Annotated in this window: 21 protein-coding genes, 1 tRNA gene and 1 pseudogene; 6 read left to right on the forward strand and 17 right to left on the reverse strand. The window is 56.8% G+C overall.

The genetic code is table 11. From position 1 onward, the window contains the following. Positions 1 to 63: 63 nt before the first annotated feature. The 9 genes and pseudogenes from ribB to spt4 all read right to left on the reverse strand — a co-directional run bounded on the left by ribB (position 64) and on the right by spt4 (position 6,115). Positions 64 to 768, reverse strand: coding sequence for a 3,4-dihydroxy-2-butanone-4-phosphate synthase (gene ribB, locus RCI_RS10795; protein WP_012036471.1), 705 nt, complete (start codon positions 766 to 768; stop codon positions 64 to 66). After that, positions 765 to 1,397, reverse strand: coding sequence for a DUF120 domain-containing protein (locus RCI_RS10800; RefSeq protein WP_048198491.1), 633 nt, complete (start codon positions 1,395 to 1,397; stop codon positions 765 to 767). The genes ribB and RCI_RS10800 overlap by 4 nt, the downstream gene beginning before the upstream one ends. A gap of 711 nt (positions 1,398 to 2,108) precedes the next feature. Beyond that, complete coding sequence (locus RCI_RS10805) at positions 2,109 to 2,792, reverse strand: 2-phosphosulfolactate phosphatase (RefSeq protein ID WP_012036473.1); 684 nt, start codon at positions 2,790 to 2,792, stop codon at positions 2,109 to 2,111. Between the two features lie 14 nt (positions 2,793 to 2,806). Further along, the gene (locus tag RCI_RS10810; RefSeq protein WP_012036474.1) at positions 2,807 to 3,466 is read right to left on the reverse strand and encodes a hypothetical protein; all 660 of its coding nucleotides are present in this window, start codon (positions 3,464 to 3,466) and stop codon (positions 2,807 to 2,809) included. A 24-nt stretch (positions 3,467 to 3,490) separates the two neighbouring features. Then, on the reverse strand, positions 3,491 to 4,177 hold the full coding sequence (locus tag RCI_RS10815; RefSeq protein ID WP_012036475.1) for a class I SAM-dependent methyltransferase: 687 nt from the start codon (positions 4,175 to 4,177) through the stop codon (positions 3,491 to 3,493). A gap of 595 nt (positions 4,178 to 4,772) precedes the next feature. Further along, positions 4,773 to 4,934, reverse strand: a pseudogene (locus RCI_RS16355) (30S ribosomal protein S27ae); the annotation flags it as partial. 77 nt (positions 4,935 to 5,011) lie between these two features. Continuing rightward, positions 5,012 to 5,314, reverse strand: a complete 303-nt coding sequence (locus RCI_RS10825) for a 30S ribosomal protein S24e (RefSeq protein ID WP_012034502.1) — start codon at positions 5,312 to 5,314, stop codon at positions 5,012 to 5,014. A 41-nt stretch (positions 5,315 to 5,355) separates the two neighbouring features. Next, the gene (locus RCI_RS10830) at positions 5,356 to 5,886 is read right to left on the reverse strand and encodes a GTP-dependent dephospho-CoA kinase family protein (RefSeq protein WP_012036478.1); all 531 of its coding nucleotides are present in this window, start codon (positions 5,884 to 5,886) and stop codon (positions 5,356 to 5,358) included. A 1-nt stretch (position 5,887) separates the two neighbouring features. Then, a complete protein-coding gene (gene spt4, locus RCI_RS10835; RefSeq protein WP_012036479.1) occupies positions 5,888 to 6,115 on the reverse strand; it encodes a transcription elongation factor subunit Spt4 in 228 nt (75 codons plus the stop codon). 197 nt (positions 6,116 to 6,312) lie between these two features. On the opposite strand from spt4, the gene RCI_RS10840 reads away from it, so the two are divergent. The 4 genes from RCI_RS10840 to RCI_RS10855 all read left to right on the forward strand — a co-directional run bounded on the left by RCI_RS10840 (position 6,313) and on the right by RCI_RS10855 (position 11,619). Beyond that, a complete protein-coding gene (locus RCI_RS10840) occupies positions 6,313 to 6,801 on the forward strand; it encodes a cysteine hydrolase family protein (RefSeq protein WP_012036480.1) in 489 nt (162 codons plus the stop codon). Between the two features lie 377 nt (positions 6,802 to 7,178). After that, positions 7,179 to 8,399, forward strand: coding sequence for a bifunctional phosphopantothenoylcysteine decarboxylase/phosphopantothenate--cysteine ligase CoaBC (coaBC, locus tag RCI_RS10845; RefSeq protein ID WP_148266600.1), 1,221 nt, complete (start codon positions 7,179 to 7,181; stop codon positions 8,397 to 8,399). Then, positions 8,396 to 9,265 (forward strand): pantoate kinase, encoded by an 870-nt coding sequence (locus RCI_RS10850; protein ID WP_012036482.1) that lies wholly within the window; start codon positions 8,396 to 8,398, stop codon positions 9,263 to 9,265. Before coaBC ends, RCI_RS10850 begins: the two co-directional genes overlap by 4 nt. Positions 9,266 to 9,471: 206 nt before the next feature. Beyond that, a complete protein-coding gene (locus RCI_RS10855) occupies positions 9,472 to 11,619 on the forward strand; it encodes a catalase (RefSeq protein WP_012036483.1) in 2,148 nt (715 codons plus the stop codon). 71 nt (positions 11,620 to 11,690) lie between these two features. Here RCI_RS10855 and RCI_RS10860 read toward each other — a convergent pair whose 3' ends face one another. Continuing rightward, positions 11,691 to 13,862: an amylo-alpha-1,6-glucosidase gene (locus RCI_RS10860; protein WP_012036484.1), complete on the reverse strand. Its 2,172-nt coding sequence runs from the start codon at positions 13,860 to 13,862 to the stop codon at positions 11,691 to 11,693. Between the two features lie 228 nt (positions 13,863 to 14,090). Between RCI_RS10860 and RCI_RS10865 the strand changes: the two genes are divergently transcribed. After that, on the forward strand, positions 14,091 to 16,799 hold the full coding sequence (locus RCI_RS10865; protein WP_012036485.1) for a cation-translocating P-type ATPase: 2,709 nt from the start codon (positions 14,091 to 14,093) through the stop codon (positions 16,797 to 16,799). Between the two features lie 73 nt (positions 16,800 to 16,872). Here the strand turns inward: RCI_RS10865 and RCI_RS17055 are convergent, their stop codons facing one another. From RCI_RS17055 to rqcH, 6 genes are all read right to left on the reverse strand, one after another. Then, positions 16,873 to 17,010 carry a hypothetical protein gene (locus RCI_RS17055; protein ID WP_158308909.1) on the reverse strand — a complete coding sequence of 46 codons (138 nt, stop codon included), beginning with the start codon at positions 17,008 to 17,010 and terminating at the stop codon, positions 16,873 to 16,875. A 227-nt stretch (positions 17,011 to 17,237) separates the two neighbouring features. Beyond that, positions 17,238 to 17,311 (reverse strand) — tRNA-Arg (locus tag RCI_RS10870). 113 nt (positions 17,312 to 17,424) lie between these two features. Next, positions 17,425 to 18,699 (reverse strand): hypothetical protein, encoded by a 1,275-nt coding sequence (locus RCI_RS10875; protein WP_012036486.1) that lies wholly within the window; start codon positions 18,697 to 18,699, stop codon positions 17,425 to 17,427. 69 nt (positions 18,700 to 18,768) lie between these two features. After that, positions 18,769 to 19,401, reverse strand: coding sequence for a hypothetical protein (locus RCI_RS10880; RefSeq protein WP_012036487.1), 633 nt, complete (start codon positions 19,399 to 19,401; stop codon positions 18,769 to 18,771). A gap of 284 nt (positions 19,402 to 19,685) precedes the next feature. Continuing rightward, entirely contained in the window at positions 19,686 to 20,759 is a 1,074-nt protein-coding gene (locus tag RCI_RS10885; RefSeq protein WP_012036488.1) for an mRNA surveillance protein pelota, read from the reverse strand. Then, positions 20,756 to 22,768 (reverse strand): ribosome rescue protein RqcH, encoded by a 2,013-nt coding sequence (gene rqcH, locus RCI_RS10890; RefSeq protein ID WP_012036489.1) that lies wholly within the window; start codon positions 22,766 to 22,768, stop codon positions 20,756 to 20,758. Before rqcH ends, RCI_RS10885 begins: the two co-directional genes overlap by 4 nt. A 616-nt stretch (positions 22,769 to 23,384) precedes the next feature. On the opposite strand from rqcH, the gene RCI_RS10895 reads away from it, so the two are divergent. Continuing rightward, entirely contained in the window at positions 23,385 to 24,245 is an 861-nt protein-coding gene (locus RCI_RS10895) for a hypothetical protein (protein ID WP_012036491.1), read from the forward strand. Here RCI_RS10895 and RCI_RS17515 read toward each other — a convergent pair. After that, complete coding sequence (locus tag RCI_RS17515) at positions 24,242 to 24,367, reverse strand: hypothetical protein (RefSeq protein WP_269446472.1); 126 nt, start codon at positions 24,365 to 24,367, stop codon at positions 24,242 to 24,244. The two genes, RCI_RS10895 and RCI_RS17515, sit on opposite strands and share 4 nt — an antisense overlap. Between the last annotated feature and the right edge of the window lie 105 nt (positions 24,368 to 24,472).

Below are 24,472 nucleotides of genomic sequence, written 5' to 3' on the forward strand. Positions count from 1 at the left end.
TGTTACCCGTCGCCCGAAAGTCCTCCGGGCCGGCTTATTAAAAAAGAAAAAATTGAGAAACTGTTAGTTCTGGCTCTGCATCTTCTTGAAGAGCTCTTCGACCTCAGTGCCCTCTACGAAGACGAGGCCGTGCTTCTTAGCGTAAGCCTTCGCATCTTCCTTGGTGAGCGCCTTGCCGGTTTCCCCGTCCAGCATCTCGCACATGACCATCGCAGGAGTGACTCCTGCCGCCCTGGCGAGGACGATGGACAGCTCCGTCTGGCCTCTCCTGTCTTTCAGGAGGTTGGGAGCACAGCGCAGCAGCGGCACGTGGCCGGGCGACCTGAACTCCTGGCCGAAGGGGATCTTGTTGCCGTTGAGGGCGCTTTTTGTGATGTCGGCTAACTTCGTGATGGTGAGCGACCGGTCGTAGTCGGTGATGCCTGTGTAGGTTTTGCGGTGGTTGACCCAGAGCGAGAACGAGGACTTGGAGTCATATGGAATGTCGCCTACCTTCTCGTAGATCGACTCGATGGCGCCGAACCCGTTGCCCGAGTCTCCGGCGTACTTCAACACGTCCACGATATACGGGATGCCCAGCTTCGTGCACGCGACCGGGTCGATGGCCACGCACATCAGGCCACCGGCGTCCCTGCGGAGCTGGTAGACGATCTGCGGGGTGGTGAACTCTGCGGGGACGACCAGGTCGGTCTCGCGTTCGCGGTTGTCGTAGTCGTAAAGCAGTATCACTTGGCCCTTGCGGAGGGCCTGTATAGCGTCGTCTATCATTCCAGCGTCACCTCTACTTCGTCGCCGTCCCGGAGGCCGAGCGACTCTCTCAGTTTGATCGGAGCTATGATCTCTATCAGGTTGGGCGGGTAGCTCGTCCTGTCCGGGCGGATAATGGCTGCCCTGACTCCTTTGATCCTTACGGGGTAGCACTTGCATCCCCCGAAGGTCCGGTTCTCTCCTTTGAAGCCGGCTATCACGACCGCTTCGTGCTCGGCCGGGATGAAGGGCTCCGTCAGGCGGACGTTCAGGGTCCCCGGGTACGGGTCGAAGCCGAGCTTATCGTTGAACTGGTTACGGTAGCCGTCCAGCGAAATGTAGTACTGGCCCTCGCCCAGGCCCGTGACCACTTTGCCCCTCATGACGGGGGCGCCGCCGTCTTCGAAGATGCTGCAGTAGTCCCGGTACTCGGACTTCAGGCACGTGATGCCCTTTTCCGTGATCCGGACCTTCTGGCCCTCCGGAGTGACGACCCGGGTGATGTACCCGTCCTCTTCCAGGGCAGACAGCCGCCTTGCCGCCGTCTGGGGGCTCATGCCCAGCGAGGTCGCGAAAATTGATGATGAGAGACTCACCTGCTCCTTGTTCGCGCCCATCAGGGCCAGCCGCTTCAGCGTCTCGACTTCCATAATGCTCCTCAATTTTTAGATGCTTATCACATATGGTATGCAACTATATAATGTTTATTGTCCTGTAAACGAATAGTAAAAACGAGCCGGGCGCAGTTATATATTAATAAATTATATCGGACGTCAGTAGAAACGGGCTATAATCTAGCGTCCAAAAAGTGAGGAAGAAGGGTGCTCATAATTGAAGCCTGCGGCAATATTTAGGAAACCTATTGTACTAGTGCCCGTACCGTTTACACGAAGTATAGTCATTTCTGAAACTTTTTGGATGTCTGTCCGATCAGATCGTGGGGCGTATAGCCCTTGCTTATTCACGTGTGAACGATGACGAACGCTGCGCTGTGCTTGGACACAGATTGGACAGATGATACAGATTGGACAGATGCGATAAGGAAAAGTTGGTTAGACGATATCCTATTTCAGGTAGTATCTGTATAATCTGTCAAATCTGTACAATCTGTGTCCCGGCACAGCGCAGCGATCGTTCACGCATCGCCTCGAGAACGCCTGCGAATGCAGGCGTTCAAAAGGCGAACATCCGGGCACAGGAATGTCCAAAAAGTTTCAAGAAAAACTATACTCAAAGTACTCAAAGTACGGTAAAAATGGCATGCTGGGAAATGATCTTATCGTAAAACTTCGCGTACTTCGCGTACCTTGCGTACTTCGTGTAAACCGTACCTGACAGTCCTAAAAGTTCAGAAATGAATATTACAGCAGTGTTATCGCTCCGTTCCTGTAAACCGGTATCAAAGGATAAGTGTTAATCTCAGTACAGATCATCTCCACGTCTCTGCCGGAGCCATAAGCTGTCAGCTTTCTTCCCGAAGCAGAGCCTCTGATGCCCTCGAGCAGGGCTTTGCCCTCCAGCGACTCTGTGGCGGCCTGCACGGCTCTTTCTGGGTTTTCGCCTCCGTTGATTCTGCCGGCGATGTTCTCGATCAGCAGGGCGGCGCACAGGTCTTCATCTGATTTCAGGGGCGAGCCGGAGGCGAGCAGGTAAGCGTGGGGCTGCGACCTGATTCGATCTGCCACGGCTCCTGCGTTGAGGGTGCTGGCGATGATGCCGCCTTCGACCATTACTCTTGTGCCGTTGGTCGTGGTGATCACAACCGTCCTGCCCTTCAGATCGGAGGCCATCAGCTCGGTCGGAGAATTGCCGTGGTCAAAACCCTTGATTTTTATGCCCTGGCGCTCGCCGATGGTGATCGCTCCCAGTTCCCGGCCGAGCCGGAGGGCTTCAGCTTCGTCCTCCACCGGAATTACCTTTCGGGCTCCCGAGGCGAGGGCGACGATGATGGTGGAAGAAGCCCGCAGGACGTCGATGATCACAGGCAGGCCTTCAGGGGCCTTCAAAAAATCGGCTTTGCCGGCGGGGCCGGTGTAACATTTCATAGCAATCGATCGGATTATGGTTGAACGAGCCTGATCCACTTCAGGCCTTTTCCGGGCTTGATCGGCTTTGCGTCGTCCAGGAAGATGCGGCCGTACATGCGGCATCTGATCACTTTCGTGCCGAACTGGCTCTCTATCTCCTTGATGTTGCCCATGTACGCCAGGCCTTCCTGCTCGCCCATGGTCCGGGCGGTCCACTTTGCAATGTAGTTCGCGTTGTAGTCCCGGGCATCAAGCCGCTTGATCACGCACCGGTAGTCGTTCTTCAGCTTGGTGCTGAGCGTGCCTGAGCACATTTCCTCAGAGAGCCTGGCCCGGAGGCTCTCGATCGTGCCGGCGGTGACGACGTCAAGCTGGTTCACCGTGTTGCTGAACTCCTCGTCTTCCGCATCTCTCTCGGCCTTGAAGAGCCGCTCGATCTCGCTCGTAAGCTCCTCTGAGGGCACGATGCCCTGCTGGGCGAGCCAGCCGATCAGCCACTCATAATAGTTATTACTGGCGTCGACAGTAGCTGCATGGGTTTCGCCTTTCTTAGGCTTCTCCTTCTTGGCGGATATACGGATCTTGCCCTCTTTTCCCAAAAATATAGTGAAGTTCCCCTGCTTGCTCGCGATGTCAAGGGCCTTCTTCTCCTGTCTTTTATTCAGCTTGATTTCAAAGATGTCCGGCGCCATGTTTCTAAAAGATAAGCGCTTATGCTATTTGATGTTTTTCACCCTGTTTTTCACCCTGTACCGCAGCCACCAGAAACTCTCGCCCGCGCTGATCTCGAGATCTTCAGCGTAAAGCGCCAGCAGGGGCTGAAGCGAGCTGTCATCATAGTAGTTCACTATGATCTCCCCCATGCTGCCGTCGGGCATCCGCCTCAGCCTGAACGTATCCGGGCTGCCCCTTTTTACCATAAGAGTACCCCCTGTCTTTGGCGTGTAGAGTCTGTCCGCCATGAACACCACCGAGCCCTCTCCGAGGCGATTGTGGAAACCTCCGAGAAATTTTTCCACTCTATCTCTGGGCACATGTGACAGCCAGAATATGGCGAGGCCGGCGTCGTACGATCCCTGTACTGAGGCCAGCTCATAGGCGTCATGCACGCAGAACTCCACGCTCTCCGGGGGCAGTGCCCTGGATTGGGCGACTGCCAGCATCTTCGGCGAGATGTCCAGCGCCACCACGTGAGCGGCCACCTCCGCCGCGATCTTCGTCCAGTACCCCGTGCCGCACGCCACCTCCAGCACTCGGCGTCCTTTAAGAGTTTGCCGAATCGAGTCAGCGATGGCATCCAGTTCAGCCTTCCGCTCCAGATCGGCCCCGGTCTCATCGTCGACGCCGAGATATTCCACTTCTGCGGTGACATCATTATTACTCTCGGGGTGCTGGTCCGGCATAGCAATCGATCTAATTTTCACCTGCGGGGTTAAAAGAGTTCGGGTTGCAATAAGTTGCCCATGGGTTCGTGAACATACACGAACGCTGCGCTGTGCTAATCCACACAGATGGCACAGATTCTGATTGATTCCACAGATTCCTCTGCTGAATCCACCGATTACTACACGATATCACAGAAGGAATACTCTAACTATTCGATCACCTATAGCAAGTATAAGAGCACTCGATCAGAACATTTTGTTATCTGTGGAATCCATCGTAATCTGTGCTATCCAGTCGTAATCTGTGGAATCAGTTTCAATCCGTGAAATCTGTGAGGTTTTGCACAGCGCAGCGTTCGTCTTGCTGTCTCACTACACAAGAGCAACCAGAAACGCACAGCGTTCGTCTTGCTATCTCACCATGCCCAGGCAACCTGGGACAAAACGCCTCGCTGTAAGCGTTTAATATATAGAAAAATGTTGATTGTACGCCGCAATCGTGCCGGGTAATACCCTTCCGGGCTAACACGCCTGCGGCATACCTATAATCATCGCCCGATCCGGGGGAGCGTCCGTCACGGTGATAGTTATGGTTTAAAAGTCTGTACCTGACTTATTTCTTGTACTCGGTGTAGCCGCACTTGCCGCAGGAGACGCGGTCCTTGTGGGCTGCCATGAAGACGCCGTCGCCGCAGCGGGGGCAGGTCTGGCCCTTGCGGCTGACTTTGCCGTCCTTGACTTCGTACATGCGGGCCTTGGTGTTGGTGCCCTTGGCCGGGCCCTTGGCGCCGCCCTTAGATGCTGCCGGTGCTGCCGGTGCCTTTGCGGGTGCTTTTGGTGCTGCCATTCAGATCACTCCTTCTGCTCTTCCTTCGGAACAGGCTTCTGGTTCCTCTGGATGATGTGCTCGTTCTCGACGCGCTTCAGGCGCTCTTCGGTCTCGTAGATCTTGGCATAGCCCCTGGTCTCGCGCTTGCCGAACTCGGACCTCATGCGCTCGATGATGACCAGTTCCGGCTTCGAGTTCAGGTAGGCGGCGATCTTATTCTTGATCTCCTGCCTGGACGGGGTGCCCAGGTTGTGGCTTACGCTGAACTTTACCTCGCGCCTCTGCAGGAGCGGGTTGTTCTTTTCTTCCAGTACTTTTATTTCCATACTTATCACCATTTGTTGACTGATGATCGTAAATTCTGTCTTTATTCGTCTACTCTCTCCATCTTGTCCAGGAGAGCTTTTGTCTCTTTCCGCTTTTCCTCGGTCACCCTGACCACGACCACGCCTTCGTTGGGCTGGCCGTAGATGACGGCAGAGCCGATCGGCGCGTAGAGGCAGGCGGGTATGACCGCCAGGTCTTCCTCTCCGTCCACGAAGATGCGGACGGGCTCTGTCGAGCTCATGTTGTCCTTGATCAGGTCCATGAGCGCCTGGGTGACGACGCCAGCGGGGTTGCTGACTCGCAGCTCTTTGAAGGTGTGGTGGGAAGTGCCCTTGCGGACCTCGTGGTCGACCGGCAGACGCATGGTCTGGTCGTCGACGAGGCACATGTCGGGCACGACACCGGCTTTGATGAGGTAGAAAGTGGTCACGTCCCCGATGGAGATGATCTTGGGGGGTTTGTCCAGTGCTTTCACTACCTTCGCCAGGCACGATTCGCCCTTGCCCGGGTACAGCGTACCGAACGGGGTCTTCAGGTCATCGCGCAGCGCCGGCGTCAACTTATAGATCAACTTAGCGCACCTTCAAGGCAAACTTGCCGGGCCGCTTGACATTCATCAGCTTCGCGATCTCGGACCTCGCCGGATCGATGATGACCACGTAGCCGCTCCAGTCCTCGCTCAGTGCGCCGGACTGGCAGACGGGGCAAACGTCGCCTTCGAGTAGATTGTGACACTGCCTGCAAGCCTTCAGGTTACTGCCGGCCTTGCGGGATTTAGCGTCTGCTTTAGTCTTAGCCATGTAAATTATCTCCAGACATAGATAGATACTTTCGAGTAGACATCTCGTCATAGTAACTTTGAGTATATAAAAGTAGTGGGGATTATGCGCCTTTGGCGCTGATAGTTTAAGGCTGGGGATATCCCCTTCAGCGCACTTTGCCAGTCTATTACCACTCTCAATAACAGCTATATCTACCCTCGTATTAACTATGGCACATGAAACCCGCCCTCTTAGTCATCGACGTCCAGAAGGAGTTCTTCAAGAACCCGGTCACTGCTCAGTCTCTCAACGACGCCATCGAGTATATCAATGCAGCCATAGAACTTTTCAGAGAGAAAAATCTGCCCATCATCTGCGTCCAGGACATCGAAGGCGACAGAGTTCCCGGTAACGATGCCTTTGACTTACCCGAAAGCCTGGATATTCTCGACTCGGACATCCACATCCACAAGACCTACAGTAACTCGTTCACCAAAACCCCTCTTCTCGAAACCCTGCGCAAGCTCGGCGTCGACACCGTCATCCTCACCGGGTACTGCGCCGAGTACTGTGTATTATCGACGTGCCGGGGCGCCCGGGACGTCGACCTGACGCCGATATTACTACGTAACGCCCTGGCCAGCGGCAAGCCGGAGAACATCAAATTCGTGGAGAGCATAAACGATGTCATCTCCTACGGGGCGTTGAAAAAGGTGCTGGAATAGAGTATTTATATCAGGAGTGAATCGGCAACACGAACGCTACGCTGTGCTAAACCACACAGATTCCGCAGATTGAAACAGAATCCACAGATGATTACTGGATTGCACAGATGAAATCGATACCACAGATTCATTGATCGATCAACAGGTATGAATGTGAAGTCGATAACGTTTCACTGTCCATCATCTGTGCTATCGGTCGGAATCTGTGGATTCTGTCGGAATCTGCGGAATCTGTGAGGGTCTGGCACAGCGCAGCGTTCGTCTTCGCTCCCGGGCTCACTGCAATGGCCGGGTGTAAGGGTATGTTTTGATCGACATCGCTTTCTTGACGCTAACATTTAAAAAGGAATTATGCCCATTATCCAATGGTTAAAGCCATGACTCTCGATGTCTCTCACCCCACGCTTGATCTGACCGGCACTGTCAGCGATTCTCTGAAAGGCAAGAAGATCGTGTTAGCGGTGACGGGCAGCATTGCGGCCGTCGAAACGGTCAGGCTGGCGAGAGAACTCATTCGTAGGGGAGCCGTCGTCCAGGCAGTGATGAGTCAGGCGGCGCAGACGATCATTCACCCGTATGCGCTCCAGTATGCGACTGGCAGGGCGGTCATCACTGAGATTACCGGGGACGTGGAGCACGTCGCCCTGTGCGGCGAGCGCAAGGAGGCTTACGATTTACTGCTTATTGCCCCGTGCACGGCGAACACCATCGGCAAGATCGCCTCCGGGGTCGATGATACTCCGGTCACGACGTTCGCCACCACGGCCATCGGGTCGAAGATTCCGGTGCTGATCGTGCCGGCCATGCATGGCTCCATGTATGATCACCTGATCGTCAGGCAGAACATCAGGAAGCTGGAAGACATGGGTATCAAATTCCTGATGCCGAAGCGGGAGGAGCACATCGCCAAGATTCCGGACAACGCCGAGGTCGTGCTCAATGTCGAGCGGGTGCTCTCCAGGTCTCCGCTCCGGGGCAAGAGGGTGCTGATCACCAGCGGCCCCAACTTCGAGGAGATCGACCCGATCCGGGTGCTGACGAGCCGGAGCACCGGGAGGATGGGCGTCGAGCTGGCGCTGGAAGCGTTCCGGCAGGGGGCGGAGGTCACGGTGGTCCACAAGGACAGTATTGGCGTGCCTGGCATCCGGGACGTGTTTGCGGAGAGTGCCGGGGACATGATGGCAGCCGTCCTCGGCGAGCTTAAGAAGGGCTACGACATTTACGTCAGCGCTGCTGCCATCTCCGATTTCACCGTGGAGAAGGCGCCTGATAAGATCAGCTCTGCGGGCTCGCTCACGATCACGCTGCAGCCTACCCCGAAGATCCTTGACAGGGTGAGGCACGATTATCCGGGCCTGTTCATCGTGGCCTTCAAGGCCGACACGGTTGATGAGAATGAGCTGGTGAGTCGGGCTGAGCGCCGGCTGGAGGAGTCGGGGGCCAACCTGATCGTGGCCAACCGGTTCGGCGGTGTCCGGGACTCCTCGGTCAACGACGTGTTCATCATCCGGTACGAAGTCCCGACGGCGAGGGTTACAGGGAAGAAGAGCGTGATCGCCGGAGCGATCCTGAAGGCAGTTTCGGAGTATTTCAAATGAAGGCGAGGGCGTTCGCGCCGGGGCACGTTACCGGCTTCTTCGTGGCCAGAGAGCACGAGGACCCTTTGAAAACCGGCTCATGCGGAGCGGGGCTGTCCCTCGATGACGGCGTCTACACTGAGGTCACCCTGCTTCCCGACGGCGAGACGAGGGTCCTCCTGAATGGCGTGGAGAGCGAGGCGACGACCACCCGAACCCTTATTGATCTGCTCACCGATCAGCCTGTACTGGTCAATAGCCGCCTCTCGGTGCCGATCGGCGGCGGCCTTGGCGCCAGCGCTGCCGGGGCGATGAGCACGGCGCTGGCCCTGAACCAGCTGCTGGGGCTGGAGAGGACGTTTAACGAGCTGTGCTATGCCGCCCATCTGGCCGAAGTCGCCAGCGGTACAGGCCTCGGGGACGTTTCAGGCATGAGCAACGGCGGCGTCGAGATCAGGCTGCAGCCCGGCACTCCCTTTGCCCTCGACCGCATCCCGACGGCCCCTGACTACATCTATTACGTCCACTTCGGCCCTATTTCCACCAAAGGCGTGCTATCGGATGAGCAGGAGAAGAAGCTGATCAGCCTTGCCGGAGAGCGGTGCCTGAAAGCTCTGCTGAAGAAGCCCACGTTCGAAGAGTTCATGCGCCTGTCCAGGAAGTTCGCGGTCGACACGGGCCTGATCAGCCGCCGGGCGCTGGACGCGGTCGAGACTGCCGAGGCTGCCGGAGGCCTCGCTTCGATGGCCATGCTGGGCGACACGGTCTTTTCTACTACGGCAGACGGCCTCAGCGAATTCGGAGCCGTCAGGCGGTCCAGGATTAACCTGACCGGGCCTGTGCTCGTCGGCGATGCCTGCCAGAGGGACTTTTTTAACATGAGTTAAGGCTGCTGCCTTAATCTTTGATATATAGTGCCCAAAATAACCATAGTAAGGCTTTTCCAGCCAAATATTATAATATAATTGCGATAATATTTAACCTGTCGTCCACCCATCTACTTTTTAGTTTACGATAATGGCAGCTATCGTATGCTGACGCCAGCCGGCATCTAGTCTCTTTACTGCGATGGCCATTATGCGGAGGTTACTACATGAGCGAGCAGCTTAAAAAAGCCACACACATAGACGTCGACGAGAAGAGCAAGCTAAAGGATCTTGAGGAGTTCAGGGAGTACCCGGAGGGCCAGTTTCTGACTACTGACCAGGGCGTCAGAGTAAGCGAAACGGACATGTCCCTGAAGGCAGGTGAACGGGGGCCGACTCTGCTGGAGGATTTTCATTTCAGGGAGAAGCTCACCCATTTCGATCACGAGCGCATTCCAGAGCGTATTGTCCATGCCAGAGGTACGGGCGCTCACGGGTATTTCGAGTGCTACGAGTCGATGGCGGAGTACACGATGGCATCATTTTTGCAGGAAGCCGGTAAGAAGACTCCGGTTTTTGTCCGGTTTTCGACGGTTGTGGGGTTCAGGGGCTCGGCCGATACGGTGAGGGATGCCCGGGGCTTCGCCACCAAGTTCTATACCGAGGACGGCAACTACGACCTCGTTGGCAATAACATTCCCGTGTTCTTCATCCAGGACGCGATTAAGTTCCCCGACCTGGTCCACTCGATCAAGCCCGAGCCTGACGACGAGATGCCCCAGGCTTCCGCCGCTCACGATACCTTCTGGGACTTCGTGGCCAGCCATCCCGAGAACGCCCACATGATCATGTGGGTCCTTTCGGACAGAGGCATCCCGAGAAGCTACCGGATGATGCAGGGGTTCGGAGTCAACACGTTCAGGTTCGTCAACAAGCAGGGAAAAGGACGGTTTGTCAAGTTCCACTGGATACCGAAGCTGGGCGTTCACTCTCTAGTGTGGGACGAGGCTCAGAAGATAGCGGGGAAGGACCCGGACTACCACCGGCGGGACCTCTACGAGGCGATCGAAGAAGGCCATTACCCGGAGTATGAGCTCGGGGTGCAGATCATCGAGGAGGAGGACGAGCACAAGTTCGACTTCGATCTGCTGGACGCCACAAAGATTGTGCCGGAGGAGCAGGTGCCTCTGAAGATCATCGGCAAACTGACCCTGACATCAAAGCCCGATAACTTCTTCGCCGAGGTGGAGCAGGTGGCCTTCTGCCCCGCCAACGTGGTGCCGGGCATCGACTTCACCAACGATCCGCTATTGCAGGGACGGCTGTTCTCGTACCTGGACACCCAGCTGATCCGCCTTGGCGGTCCGAACTTTCACGAGATACCCATCAACAGGCCACTCGCCCCTTACCATAACAACCAGCGGGACGGCTACCACCGGATGACGATCAACAAGGGCAAGTCGGCCTACTTCCCTAACACCGTGGGCAACGGGGACCCCCGGCCGGCATCCCGTGAGGAGCACGGCTACGTCCACTATACCGAGAAGGTGGAGGGTAAGAAAATCCGGGCGAGGAGCGACAGCTTCAAGGACTTCTTCAGCCAGGCCACCCTGTTCTGGAACAGCATGACGGAGCCCGAGAAGGAGCATATCGTCAAGGCGTTCCACTTCGAGGTGGGCAAGGTGAAGAGCCTGGAGATCCGGCAGCGGATCGCCGACATGTTCGCTAACGTGGACCCGGAGCTCGGGCGGATGATCGCGGAAGGCGTGAGCGTGAAGGTGCCGGAGGCGAAAGCCCCGCAGAAGAAGAGCAGGCTGGATAAGTCTCCGGCGTTAAGCCAGGCGAATAAGGTTCCTGACACGATCGAGAGCCGGAAGGTCGCCATCCTCGCCGCCAACGGCGTTAACGCTTCCCATGTAGAGCAGCTCCTGAAGCTGCTGAAAGAAAAAGGCGCCAGCGCTAAAGTCGTCTCCATGACCCAGGGCACGCTCAGAGGATCCGGGGGTGGGGAGGTGATGGTGGACAAGAGCTACGAGACGACCGCCTCGGTCTTGTTCGACGCCGTCTTCGTGCCCGGAGGCAGGGAAAGCGTGGAGGCGCTGAAGAGCCAGGGCAGTGCCGTTCACTTCATCAACGAGGCGTTCAGGCACTGCAAGCCGATCGCGGCCACGGGAGAAGGCGTGGAGCTGTTGAAAGCTTCCAGCATCAAAGGCGTAAAACTCTCAGGTGAGGGCGAGAAAGGGCTGGTTTCTGACAGGGGCGTCGTCACAGCCGCAGAGACAGGGGACTTCGGCCAGTTCTTCGAGGCTTTCCGCAAGGCGATCGCCCAGCATCGCCACTGGGATCGGGAAAAGAAGGAGATGGTGCCGGCGTAGATCGGCGCCCCTTCTCAATTTTATTACCGGGGCCGGGTTTTTAACTTTCCAGTCGCACTTTGGAGCCAGTTTCAGTAGTGCACCACGACGTCCAGGTCTGTCTCGCCGGGGACGTTGACCATTGTGTCGGTGCCGATGCGTTTGAATTCGAGGCTGACCGGGATGCCGCCGACGGTCAGGTCCTTGATTTTCAGGGCTTCCACCCACGCGGGCAGGGTGGGCTTGATCAGGGTCAGCCTCTGGTCTAGTGCATTAGGGATGAAGCCCAGGGCTGCTGACAGCATGTAAGGTATAGTTCCTGCGGACCAGGCCTGGGGGCTGCAGGCTACCGGGTATCGGGTGGGCACGCTGTAGTGCTCCCGGTCGTAGCCTCCGAACAGTTCGGGCAGCCGGTACCGGGGGTACTGGCTGGCCGCCTCGTACATGCAGGTCAGCAGCCTGTTAGCTTCTTCCTTGAACCCGTACCTGCACAGGCCCAGCGCTATGATCGAGTTGTCGAAAGGCCAGACGGTGCCTGTGTGGTAGCCCAGCGGGCTATACCTCTTCTCCCGGGACGACAGGGTTCTTATGCCCCAGCCGGTGAACATGTCCGGCTCGAACATGCGCTTCACCATGTCTTCTGCCCGGCTGCTGTCCACGATGCCTGTCCAGAGGCACTGGAGGGGGTTGGAGGAGATCACGTCGCAAAGGCCGTCCTTATCGATCGCCTGTGCGTAGAATCCTTTTTCGCTCATCCAGAAGTGCTGGTTGAACTTTCGCTTGATTTCGTGGGCGTCGTGGATGAGTCGCCTGGCGATCTCCCTCTCGCCCAGCCGTTCGAACAGGATCGCCATGTAGACTTTGGCCATGTAGAAATAACCCTGTACTTCTGAGAGCGCGACCGGGGGCCTGGCGAGGGTGCCATCGGATCTGCTGATAGCTTCTTTGGAGTCCTTCCACCCGTGGTTGGAGAGGCCTTTCGGGGAGCGGGGGATGTATGATGCGAAGCCCATGTCTCCGGGATCCGCGTAGTTGTCCATCCATTCCATGGCTGCAGTCACGTGCTCGAAAAGCTCGTGGAACAGGCCGGCTTCTCCCGTCCAGCCGATGTATTCGGCGAGCAGGATGAGGAAGAGAGGGGTGGAGTCCACGCTTCCGTAGTATGGGATCATGGGGATCTCGTTCAGGTTCGCTTTTTCTCCCACTCTCAGCTCGTGCAGGATCTTGCCCGGCTCTGCGTCTTTCCAGTCGTCGTAAGTCCTGGACTGGTACCGGGCGAGGAGGCGTAAGGTGCTTTTAGCCTTGCTGAATTCGTAGGGCATGGACTGGATAGCGGAGATAATGCTGTCCCTGCCGAACAGGGCATCGTACCACGGGACGCCGGCTGAGTGGAAGATGTGCCCGTGGCTGCTCATGTTGAGGAGCCTGAGGTCTGCCAGCGATCGGAGAAAAATACGGTTGAAGATGAGGTTGTCGGTGCCGAACTTGCCGCAGCATTCCATCGTATACGCGTAGGATGCCCGGATTCTCTCCAGGCGCTCCTCGATGGTCAGGCCGCTCATAGGACTGAGATGGCTTTCCTTCGGCGTTCCTTCCTCCTTCTCCTCCACATGGATATGCAGTTCCAGCTTGTAAGTCCGGGATGGCTGGAGCTGAAGTTGATACGTGCAGTTATGCCCGTCTGTACATCTGGGGGCCGGGTCGAATTGTATCGTGGTAGTGCGGGTCCTGCCATCCTTCCCGTGATATGTAAATACGAGAGTGTTCCCGTTAAAGGCCGGCTTTTCCAGCCGGCCGCTCTGCTTTCCGGTTATGCCTCTGATCGTGAATATGTCGTTGAAGTCCGCCTCGAATTTCAGGGTCAGGCTGGCATGGACGACGAACTGGTTGTGGTTGGTGATAGAGATGGTCTCCCTGACCATGCCGGGGATGATGCGATCCCTGAGCACGGTTATCGTGTTCTTCTTCACTGGCCTGCCCCGGTCGTCGGTAAACGCCCTGTTCGTCATTACGACGGTAGACCCGTAGTCCCTCTCGTCGCTGGAGAGGATGTCCAGTAGAAGCCTGTCGTTGAGGCGGCTGGTGTACCCGCTGAGAAATCTGCAGTCCCTGTGGTATAGCCCGTATCCATGTTCCTCTCCCTCAGGTATGTTGCCGTTCTTCTCGGTCACCAGGGTGATGTTGCCCTCTCTTATTACGAGGGCGTCGGTGATGTCATCCGTTACGGCATGCGATTCTTCGTACTCCAGGGCGGCCTCACGCATCAGACAAACCTTGAATTTTTATGGTTATATGACTTGGCCGGCGCGTCCCCGGACTGTTTCGATCCAGCTGTGGCAGCAGGATGCCGCTTCCCTGTCCAGCGGCAGCAGTAACGTTCTCCCCCTTGTTCTTCGTTCTCTTCGCGGCCTATTATGTCTATATGACAATAATTCCATAATGCACTACCATTTTTATATACGCATTGCAATAATATTGTAGAGGTTTTTCCTTTGTACTCTGACAAACTGCCGGAGGAGGTCTTTCAGGAACTCGGGTCTTCCCACTCGGGACTGACGGCTGCGGAAGCGGCCGCACGGCTGGAGAAGTACGGACGGAACGCTCTCGCCCAGGAGCAGCATTTCAGCCTGGTGAAGCTGGCAGTTCACCAGTTTACCGACCCGCTCATCTACATCCTCGTCATCGCCGCCATGGTCACGGCTTTCCTGCAGGACTGGGTAGATACAGGGGTCATCCTGCTGGTCATCATCATTAATGCTATCGTCGGGTTTTTCCAGGAGCTGAAAGCCGAGAAGGCGGTCAGCGCCCTAAAATCTCTGGCGGCACCGAAAGCGATGGTGGTGCGAGAAGGCCACGTCCGGGAGATCGACAGCGAACTGGTCGTGCCTGGAGATCTGGTGATGCTCACCTCAGGCACCCGGGTGCCCGCGGATTTGAGGCTGGTCGAGACCATCCGGCTGGAGATCGATGAGTCTGCGCTGACGGGAGAATCTCTGCCCTCCAGGAAAACGGCCGATAAGCTGGACAACCCCAGGCCGTCCCCTGGAGAGGCGGACAACATCGCCTTCATGGGCACTCTCACGGTCTCAGGCAGAGGCACAGGCGTGACGATCGCTACCGGCCAGAACACTCAGCTGGGCCAGATCTCCAGAGAAGTGGCGACCGTCGCCCGGTCGAAGACTCCGCTGCAGGAAAAGCTGGAGACGCTGAGCCGGCAGATAGGGATCGCTGTCCTCGGCATCTCCGCCGTGGTCGTGGTGCTCGGCGTACTGGTAGGGGAGAGCCTGTACCAGATGATGCTGACTGGCATAGCACTGGCCGTGGGCGCAATTCCCGAGGGTCTGCCCATCGTGATCACCATCACCCTCGCCATCGGCGTGAGCAGGATGGCCGAACGGCACGCTATCGTCCGGCGGCTGCCCGCAGTAGAGACGCTGGGAAGCACTACGGTGATCGCCTCTGACAAGACCGGAACGATGACTCGCAATGAGATGACAGTGGTCCGTATCTACGCCGGAGGCAGGTACTATCGCCTGACCGGCGGCGGCTTTTCCCCCGCGGGCGAGATCGTGCCGGAGGACGGCGATACGTCCAACGTGGCACTTACCTCCTGCTTGCGGGCGGGGCTGCTGGCTAACGAGTCCAGCCTGGAGCAGGACGAGACGACGAAGGAGTACAAGCCTCTGGGCGATCCCACCGAGGTCAGCCTGATCGTGTCAGCCATGAAAGGGGGCATGGAAGAGGGGAAAGAGTTAGTCGACTACGCATGGCTGGACGAGATCCCTTTCGAGTCCGACCGGATGTACATGGCTGGCCTGTACCGCTCGGCCGAAAACGGGGAGAGCATCGCGTATATCAAAGGCGCCCCGGACAAGGTCGCAGCCATGTGCGATACTATGCAGTTGCCCGACGGCAGCGAAGCCAGGCTGGATCGGGGCGAGATCACCGGGGTCGCAGAGTCGTTCGGCAGGGACGGGCTGAGAGTTCTTGCCATGGCCTCCAAACGTTTTCCCGCCGGCACGAACCACTTCGACGTCGGGATGATCTCCTCCGGCTGCACCTTCCTCGGGCTCCAGGGCATGTACGACCCGCCGCGGGAAGAAGTGCATGAAGCGATCAAGCAGGCGAAAAGGTCCGGGATACGGGTGATCATGGTCACCGGCGATCACAAGGCAACGGCGCTGTCCATCGCCAACCAGCTGGAGATCGTGAGCGACCTCAACGCCCCTGTGATTACGGGCGACGACATGGAGCGCATGAGCGACGAAGAGCTGTTTGAAAAGGTGAACTCAGTCTCCATCTACTCCCGGGTATCGCCGATCCACAAGCTCCGCATCGTCCGGCAGCTGATCAGGCGGGGAGAAGTAGTGGCGGTCACCGGCGACGGCGTCAACGATACCCCCGCGTTGAAGGCCGCCCACATCGGCGTCGCCATGGGTAAGAGCGGGACCGATGCGGCCAAGGAGACCGCCGAGATCATCATCGCCGACGATAACTTCGCCAGCATCTTCGCCGCAGTCAAGGAGGGCAGGGTCGTGTTCGCCAACATCCGCAAAGTGGTCCTCTTCCTCCTCTCCAGCGGCCTGGGCCAGGTCATCCTGATCCTGATCACCATCATCCTGATGCTGCCCCTGCCGCTGCTGCCCGCCCAGATCATCTGGCTGAACCTGGTGACCAACGGCCTGCAGGACGTAGCCATGGCATTCGAGCCCCCCGAAAAAGGCATCGAGTATACCCGGCCCCGCTCCCTGAAAGAGCCGGTCATCTCCCGGCTGATGATGGAGCGGCTGGTAGTCATAGGCTTCGTACTGGCCCTGGGTACGCTGGGCGTCTTCTGGTGGCAACTGCAGCAGGGCGCCAGCCTCGACCATGCCCGGACGGCAGCACTGACCACGCTGGTGTTATTCCAGCTATTCAATGTCTTCAACGCCCGGTCAGAGACGAAGTCCGCCTTCCGCATGAACCCGCTTGCCAACCCATTCCTGTTCTCCAGCATCATCGCCTCGATCATCGCCCAGTTCGCCCTCATCTACTGGGCGCCCCTGCAGGGGATCTTCAGGACCACGTCCCTCTCGATCGAAGAGCTGATGGTGATCATACCTGTGGCGCTGTCAGTGATCTTCGTGGTCGAGATCGATAAGGCGATCCGGTGGGCTATTGCCAGAAGATCAGATCTGGAAAAAGCCACAGAAGGGGCGTGAAGCGTGACACTGCAAGACGAGCGCTGCTCCCTGCTAACGCGAAAGACAGCGCAATGTCGTCATCTTTCGGGACTTATCTCTTCAGCCGGTCCTTGATCCACCTGTAGATCGGGACAATCAGCCCCGGCGCGAAGACAACCACGCAGCAGAAGGGATTGCTCGAGAGGAAGTTGACGAGGAAGTTGACGATGTCGCCCGCTATCAATAACATCAGACTATGATTCAGGCCTGATCACTTTATACTTTTTTCGGGCCATAAGGGCAGCATCTAATCGAACGCCGCCGGCAGCAGAAGGCGATGCCGCACATGCGGTATAGATCATGTCCGTTAAAGAACCGGGTGTCGGGTGCGGGTACTGCTTTTAGAATAAGCCTTCGTAATTAGTGGTGTACAGGGAAACCTTTTCTAAAAAGGTTTCCCTGTATTTTAAAACTCAGCGGACTCGCCGCGATTTGAACGCGGGTCGCCGGGTCCGAAGCCCGGTAGGATATCCTGGCTACCCCACGAGTCCAAAAACAACGTTGTGAACACTAGCACCGTAGATATTAAAACTTTTGTACGAGTTAACGTGCAAGGGCTATACCCTACAGCCCCTTCTCTCTGCCCGCAGCGAAGCGAAGGGCACTAAATCCAGATGCCCCTGCCGTCCTCGACCATACCCGCTCCAGGACCCGTATCTTTCATGCTGACAACCACGTCACCGGACACAAACTTAAACTTCTTCACGCTGACCATAAACTCATGGTAGTCGAACGCTCCCGCGCCCCTGAAAGTCGGGCAGTGATCAGCGTAGGCCTTCACCGAAATATCGAAAGAACAGCTCTCAGTATTGCACTTGAACCGCCAGTTCACCTGCTTCTTATCGTAGTACACGTCGATGTTGTTGAACCAGATGATCCTGTCGTGCTTCGCGGAGTAGAACCAGCCCCGGTTGCGGATGGTGTAATTTAACTCCTTGACTCCTATGTAGGGCTTGAAGAACACCAGAAACGAACCATCTTTAAAGACGATGCGGCACCAGTTCCACGAGGGCATAGGAGTGGACAGGATGACCTTCTGGAGGTAGCACCGGCCTTTGTGCTTTTTGCCGTTCAGGGTGCCTTCGAAGTCGTAGTATAGGTTGTAGACCTGGTAGTTCAGGCCCATCTTGAGCTCGTTCAGGACTTCCACGTCGTATCCGGACTTCGGTTTCATCAGCTTGAAGTCGCAGGTGATCTCCTTGCTGTCGATCGTAACCCTGTACTCCGGCACGGTGCCCGACATGGTCATGCTCAGGCCGTTTCCCGCGGAGGTGATCGACTCTTTGCCGGTGATGGTCTTCGATTCCACCGTGTTGGCGTACACCTTTCTCTTGCCGTCGAAGCACCAGGCTCCGACTACCGTGTTGAGCTCGTTGCCGCGGGGGTTGAGGCCGCTCACCTCGACGTTGTCTATGACGGACCTGCGAGAGTTACGCCTTCCAAAGCAGGAGACGAGCTGCATGGGCTTCTTGCCGTCCGTGGATGTGAAGATGGCGAACCAGTACTCCTTGCCATACGGAATCAGATTCTCGAACTTGTAGAAGATCTCGTCCAGGCATGGGGATTCTTCATCTGCCCTGTAGATGGCGGTCTTGAACTTGCTGTTGGCGTACATCTCCGAGATGCTCGGGATGGAGTAGCTGAAGATTTTGTTGTAGAAGAGAGCCTCGTAGTAGCTGCTCTGGCTGATCAGGTGCCTGCTCTTGTCGATGATCATGTCCATGCTGATCTCGGGCAGGCGGATGCTTTGCTTGAGGCTGTCGATCGTCCCGGGGTGCACAGGTATCAGGTCTTTGCCCTTCCTGACAATGTGATCCTTGTCGATCGCAGGCAGCCTGCAGATCTTTCTCGCCCTTCTCAGTACGCCGTCTTTGAGCACAGTATCACTTGCCTGATGGTTGATATATGAACGTGCATAATCATATATCTCTTTTCTCTTTACCCGTTATCAAGTCCTGTATAGCCCGGCGATCACCAGCAGCTCAAAAGCTTCGTATAGCGCGCCGACAACGAGGATTACTGTGACCGGTATGAGCAGCCTGACGTTATCCCTCACTGCCCGCAGGTACCCTCCGACCCTCGAAGTCTCCCCCAGCCTGGCGGGCCAGAGCAGTCCCTCTGCCTGTCGCAGGCACCCGAAGATGGCGATCACGTACGCCTCTCCCTCTATCAGCAAAGTCAGCAGGTGAGGGAGAACCACCCGGAGCGTCATCTGTCCCTGGGGTATGATAAAAGCGATCCCCCAGGTCAGCGCCCTCAGGACCCCCATCAGCAAAGCATAAGGCGGAAACAGGAACGACGGCAGAGTGAGGCTCTGAATGGTCCCGTACACCAGGTTATTGGCAAACGTCATCCAGGCGGCCTTCAGGATGTTGCCAGTCCCGTACGCCCCGCCCACCGGCGACAGCGTCCCGCTCTTCAGCTCCTGCGCAAACACCGCCAGCACCGCCACCTGTGTCTCCGGGAGGAAAAATGCTACGAGAGCGCCTATTCCTGTGGCACCGAAGAAGAGTGCGTTCGTTGCGAGAAACAGGTTCCAGTCCTTCCTGAAAATATCGATGATCTCACTGCGCAGGCCCATATTAAGTAGAGTCGGCTTACCAAGTTTTAAAGTCATTCCGGGGAAAAGTTCCGTGAATATCAAGATCGGGCACCGTCAATTTCTCACCACAGAGTACACGGAGACGCACAGAGAACTGCTTACCACAGAGGCACAGAGGTGCACAGAGGCTCACAGAGGCTTATTATATAATTAATTATCAACAGAACTTTAATTTAAAAAGTCTCTGTGTTTCTCTGTGCCTCTGTGGTGAACCATTTCTCTTTTATTATTCGTGGTAAAAAAGAAGCCCTGTGTTATCGTGTTCAGTCGCCGCCGATGGGGAATCGCAGTATAGATGCAACCCCTCCCAGCTTCTCCAGTCTCTGGCCGGGCTCGAACTCGGTGGAGAAGACGACGACTTTGCCCCGGGCGTGCTCCACGTCTCTCATTAATGACTCGATGTCGCGGGCGCCTTTTTCTCTCAGGCCTCGCAGCGTCTCGTCCGCTATCAGCAGTGTTTCGACGGCGCCGTAGTCGACTGCCCTTTTGGTCTCCGCGAAGCCGTACGTGGCCTTGCCGTCCTTCGCTATCTCCGAGAGGAGGGCTTCGATTAGCTGGGCTTCTCTGGTGATCCGGTTTTCCTCTGCGACGCGCTGGATGGCGCCTCGCCTGAGGACTTCCTGGAAGCCGGATGAGCCTATGGAGGAGGTGTCTTCCACGATGACTTTCTGGGCTACGGCCGGATGATTGACCCTGAGGAACTTGACGAAGTCGTCCTTGATGAAGCCGGGGCCGGCGACGACGATGGTCTGGACTTTGTCGGCGTACTTGAGCTGGGCGGCCACTTCGCCGAAGAATTCGCCTCTGCCGTCGACCGACCTTGCGTCGGCGCCTTCTCTTTTGCCCGACGACGCCTGGCGGATGCGGGAGACTTCTTCGATGCCGTACTGGCGAAGGTAGCCGATGGCGGCTTCGCCCTCTTCTATCGTCACGATCTCTACTTCAGGGCGCTTCGACGCCTCGACTGCATCCCGGATCCGCTCGATCTGGTCTGATTTCCAGTGCTTGGCGATGGACAACTCCGAATACGGCTCGATGTTTAGAGTATGGTAGGCGCCGGCGTCGAGGTCGGAGATGATGGTGCCCTTGATCCTGAGCCTGTTGGAGAACTTGTGGAACTCGGTGGACTCGACTTTGATGCCCAGCCGCACGAGCTTTTTCTCGACTTTGTCCGGGCGGATCTTGTCTGACACGGAGTCCACGGCCCGGAAGGTCATGGCGAAGACAGTGTCGCCGGGCTCTACGATGTACTTGAGGTGCCACAGATCGTCTAACGACTCCGGCTGCAGCGAGATTTCCCCGTAGTCGCCCCGGTACTCTTCCTTGTTGACCTTCATTGTCCCGATATCCTCGTCTCTCCGGGCGGCATGAACATCATGATCTTATCTGGTGATGCCGCCTGGCGGATGGCTTTACCGTCCTCTTCTGATGCGTGATCTATCAGGTAGCGGTAGATCTTCTTGGCAGCGTCGCCCTGGTTGAAGTCGCCGGGTTCGATGACTACCACGTACTTCGCCCTGGCTTTGACCGATTTCACGGGGCCGCCGATGACGTAGCAGCCCTGTTCGTCGAACCTGATGCCGATTGCGGCGCGGACCTGCACGTCCTTGACGTAGTTTCTCTCGCCCCTGACTATAAAGGCTCCCTTGGCCACGTACTCTCCGGGCTCCGGGGTCTTGCTGACCTGCTCGGGCTTTACCCAGTAGCAGTCTCCGGAGAACTGTCCGGCCTTCCACACTGACGAATACGAGACGGCGAACTGGGCTACTTCGGCCAGCGCCTGCTCTGTCACCGGCTTTCCCGCGGTCTTGAGGACCGTGATCGGCGCGCCGTGGGCCTGGGCGTGGAAGAACACGTCGTTCTTTTCCATGTACTTCTTGACGATCTCCTCGTTGGTGTCGGCATCCCTGCCTGCCACTACAAGGAAGCCGTCCGAGGTGAAGAACCACCTGAACCGGTCGTACCACTTCGGCTTCCGGGGCTTCGCGGAGACCTTCTTCTGGACCGGCTTACCAGGCTCGGCCACCTTCGGCTGCGCCTTCGCCATAGCCTTCCTGGTTTCCTCGATGGCTTTCAACGCGCCTTCCTTCTTGGCCTGGACTTTCTTGACCTTGTCGTAGTAAGCCTGAGCGTTCTGGGGCACGGTCAGCTTCACGTCGATGTTTACCGTGGCTTCAGGCAGCACTACTGTGATCAGGCCTGTTGCGGAGTCAATGGCCTGTATTGCCGCAGCGGCCTGATTTCCGGCTTTCTTAGCGTCTTTGAGGATTTTCCTGATGTCGTCCCAGGAGTAGCCCCTGTCCCGGGCGCCTTTGATGACCTTGATGATCTCCTCTACCTTCTGATATTCTGCATAGATGACCTCGCCTTTCCTCGCGTTTTCCTGCTCCTCTCTCTCGAACTTCGCGATGGCATCCTGCTGCTGACGCAGGCGGCGCTCGAAGACGCCGAGCTTTTCGGCTTTCTTCTCTACGATGGCCGCCTTGGCCTCGGTCTTGATCCTGGCGCCGAAATACGCGTCTACCGCCTTGTTGAACGTCTCGAAGTAGACTTTCTCGTAGCCCTCACCCTCATACCGCTTCAGCTCGATCGGGAGGACGTCGATGTCTTTGCCGTCTTTGCGGACGATGTGGGGCTTCAGGGTGCCCACTATCAGAGGTGCGAACACCCGCTCGATGCCCCGGAGAAGCACCTGGATTTCGCTCTCCATCAGCGACTTCGCTTCCCTGCCCTTGTCAATGCCGGCGATGAGGCAGGCCTCCTCCGCGTACATGCCCCCGATGCTGGTCTGAGTGGCGAGGGTGCGGACAACGTCCTTATCCGACGCCTTAAAGAGGCGGGACAGTTCATCGACCGTCAGGCCCAGCGGGCTGAGCTGCGGGGAAGGGTACTCGTACTTCTCCCCCCGGACCACGTCCCTGTCCCTCATCTTGAGGGATTTGAGGGGCATGATGATCTTGCGCTCTGCGTCGGCGAGGATAATGTTTCCCCGGGCGAACATCTCCACGATCAGGATGTTGCCTTCTCCCGCCCTCACCGTCTCAATCTCCACGATACGGTCGAAGCCGTGCTGCCGGATCGCCGTGATCCTGCCGCCCATGGTGTACTTTCGCAGGATCATGGCAAACGCCGGCGGCAGCTTTGGCGACTCCGGCGCGTTGGCCGTGATGTGTAAGCGCTTCCCGGCCTCGGCGATAAGGTCATACTTGCCGGTCTTGAACTCCTGCAGCCGCAGGCGAATCTCGTCCGCAGAGGTCTGATACGCTTTCTCCAGCTTAGCATCTACCAGAAACTGTAACTCTTTGACCACCGCGTACACGTCTACGCTGGTCATTTCTTCTTTCACGCTTGGTTCACTCCATAGGCCTGAATAATGAGTAGAAATCGGGCTCTTTCGGCATGCTTTATGCTGGTTGCATGGTTATAAACTTTGGCATATCATGCCGGGGATATAATTATGTGAGCAGCTGCAAAGGCGGCCTAAACAAACGTACAAGAATGCTGCGCTGTGCGTTTTCTGGTTGCTTGGGTGTGATGAGACAGCAGGTCGAACGCTGCGCTGTGCAAAACCTCACAGATTCCACGGATGATTCAGAATCTGATGATTCTGCCAGATTCCACAGATTTCTATGGATAGCACAGCTTACGCTCGATTCACAGATAACCACAATAGTTGGGCTACATTTAACTGCCTGATCGATATTTGATTAATTCGAATACCCTTGCATCGCCTTTCTGTGATCTCGTGTCAGTATCTGTGGATTCTCACAGTATTCCTATATAGTATATTTATCTGTGGTATCAATCGTAATCTGTGGCATCTGTGAGGAGTAGCACAGCGCAGCGTTAGACAGCGTTCGCCCACACAGAGACAACCGGAAAACGTATAACACAGCGTACATATTACAGCCACGCTCAAAAAGTCGGATTACGTTTATTTCCCCGGTTCCCGAATACTCTCATTGGTTTTTGTGAAGTGGAACCTCATTAAACTGGGTGTGGCAGCCCTGGCTGCCGTTATCATTATTGGGGTCGTGGCGGCGCTGGTGTCGGGGTTCATGACCGCGTTCAAGCCGGACACTAACGCGACGACCAGCAGTACGACGGGCTATGCAGGAGGAGCCAGAGGCGGAGGGGGAGTGTCTTCTGCGGTAGCGACGCCTGCCGCCGGCGCTTCTCCTATGCCTGTCGCTTATGGTAGCCCCGATGGAATGCCCTACCAGGGTATGCCACCGGAGGGAGTATCCGGCATACGGCAGATGCCAGCCAGCCCCGGGACCGGCTTTGCTTCCGCCCCGGCTTCTTCCGCCATGTCCGGGCCGCAATCTGGATATGCCTCACAGCAACAGCCAGGTATGCAATACCCTTATCCGGCCGGCGCTACGCCTTCGCAGCAGACCCATCCCGGGGCTGAGGGCGAAACGGGCAGCAGTATTAGTAATAATCGTATTAGTAGTAATAGTAATAATATTAGTATTAGTAGTAATCAACCGTTCTCTGCTACGTCGTCGCCCGTGACCTTTTTGGGAGGCCGGACAGGATCGTGGTTTAACGCAGGCCTGTCTGCAGACGTAAGTGCTCCGGGCGTATCGACGCCTCTGCCGGGACAGGGGCAGGAACAGGGGCAGCGGCAGCAGCAGTCGCCGGTCTTCATACCGCCGGCATCCTCGGGCGCCGGAACTCCGGCCGTTTCTGAAGAGCAGCTTTCCCCGTACGAGGCCGGATGGCGGCAGGTCCTGTTGAGGCTGCTGGAAGTGCTTCCGCTGATGTTTCCGGGATATTTCCCGGGGCTCCAGTGGTATACTGTTTCCTCTGCCTATTAGCGGGCCTCCAGATCGCTCAATTTTTGCACGATGCCAGTGTGTCCCCTGCCGCCTCGCACGTTGTATGCTGCCAGCATGTCCGCATGCTGGGCAGACTTTAGGCTGGCGACAAATAACGGCATAAGCGGAGGCAGTTTCGCCGAATACGCGGTTTACTTTTGAAATGTCATTACTATTTTTCCTGGCCCCGATTATTTTCGCAAAGGATTAGCAAAAGATTTGATATA

The organism is Methanocella arvoryzae MRE50, from assembly GCF_000063445.1.
GTDB classification, from domain to species: Archaea; Halobacteriota; Methanocellia; order Methanocellales; family Methanocellaceae; genus Methanocella_A; species Methanocella_A arvoryzae.

Bases quoted from the DNA above. Each gene is read 5' to 3' on its own strand.
- ribB (WP_012036471.1), bottom strand. From the start codon at position 768: ATGATAGACGACGCTATACAGGCCCTCCGCAAGGGCCAAGTGATACTG.
- RCI_RS10800 (WP_048198491.1), bottom strand. From the start codon at position 1,397: ATGGAAGTCGAGACGCTGAAGCGGCTGGCCCTGATGGGCGCGAACAAG.
- RCI_RS10805 (WP_012036473.1), bottom strand. From the start codon at position 2,792: ATGAAATGTTACACCGGCCCCGCCGGCAAAGCCGATTTTTTGAAGGCC.
- RCI_RS10810 (WP_012036474.1), bottom strand. From the start codon at position 3,466: ATGGCGCCGGACATCTTTGAAATCAAGCTGAATAAAAGACAGGAGAAG.
- RCI_RS10815 (WP_012036475.1), bottom strand. From the start codon at position 4,177: ATGCCGGACCAGCACCCCGAGAGTAATAATGATGTCACCGCAGAAGTG.
- RCI_RS10825 (WP_012034502.1), bottom strand. From the start codon at position 5,314: ATGGAAATAAAAGTACTGGAAGAAAAGAACAACCCGCTCCTGCAGAGG.
- spt4 (WP_012036479.1), bottom strand. From the start codon at position 6,115: ATGGCTAAGACTAAAGCAGACGCTAAATCCCGCAAGGCCGGCAGTAAC.
- RCI_RS10840 (WP_012036480.1), top strand. From the start codon at position 6,313: ATGAAACCCGCCCTCTTAGTCATCGACGTCCAGAAGGAGTTCTTCAAG.
- coaBC (WP_148266600.1), top strand. From the start codon at position 7,179: ATGACTCTCGATGTCTCTCACCCCACGCTTGATCTGACCGGCACTGTC.
- RCI_RS10850 (WP_012036482.1), top strand. From the start codon at position 8,396: ATGAAGGCGAGGGCGTTCGCGCCGGGGCACGTTACCGGCTTCTTCGTG.
- RCI_RS10855 (WP_012036483.1), top strand. From the start codon at position 9,472: ATGAGCGAGCAGCTTAAAAAAGCCACACACATAGACGTCGACGAGAAG.
- RCI_RS10860 (WP_012036484.1), bottom strand. From the start codon at position 13,862: ATGCGTGAGGCCGCCCTGGAGTACGAAGAATCGCATGCCGTAACGGAT.
- RCI_RS17055 (WP_158308909.1), bottom strand. From the start codon at position 17,010: ATGTTATTGATAGCGGGCGACATCGTCAACTTCCTCGTCAACTTCCTC.
- RCI_RS10880 (WP_012036487.1), bottom strand. From the start codon at position 19,401: ATGGGCCTGCGCAGTGAGATCATCGATATTTTCAGGAAGGACTGGAAC.
- RCI_RS10885 (WP_012036488.1), bottom strand. From the start codon at position 20,759: ATGAAGGTCAACAAGGAAGAGTACCGGGGCGACTACGGGGAAATCTCG.
- RCI_RS17515 (WP_269446472.1), bottom strand. From the start codon at position 24,367: ATGCCGTTATTTGTCGCCAGCCTAAAGTCTGCCCAGCATGCGGACATG.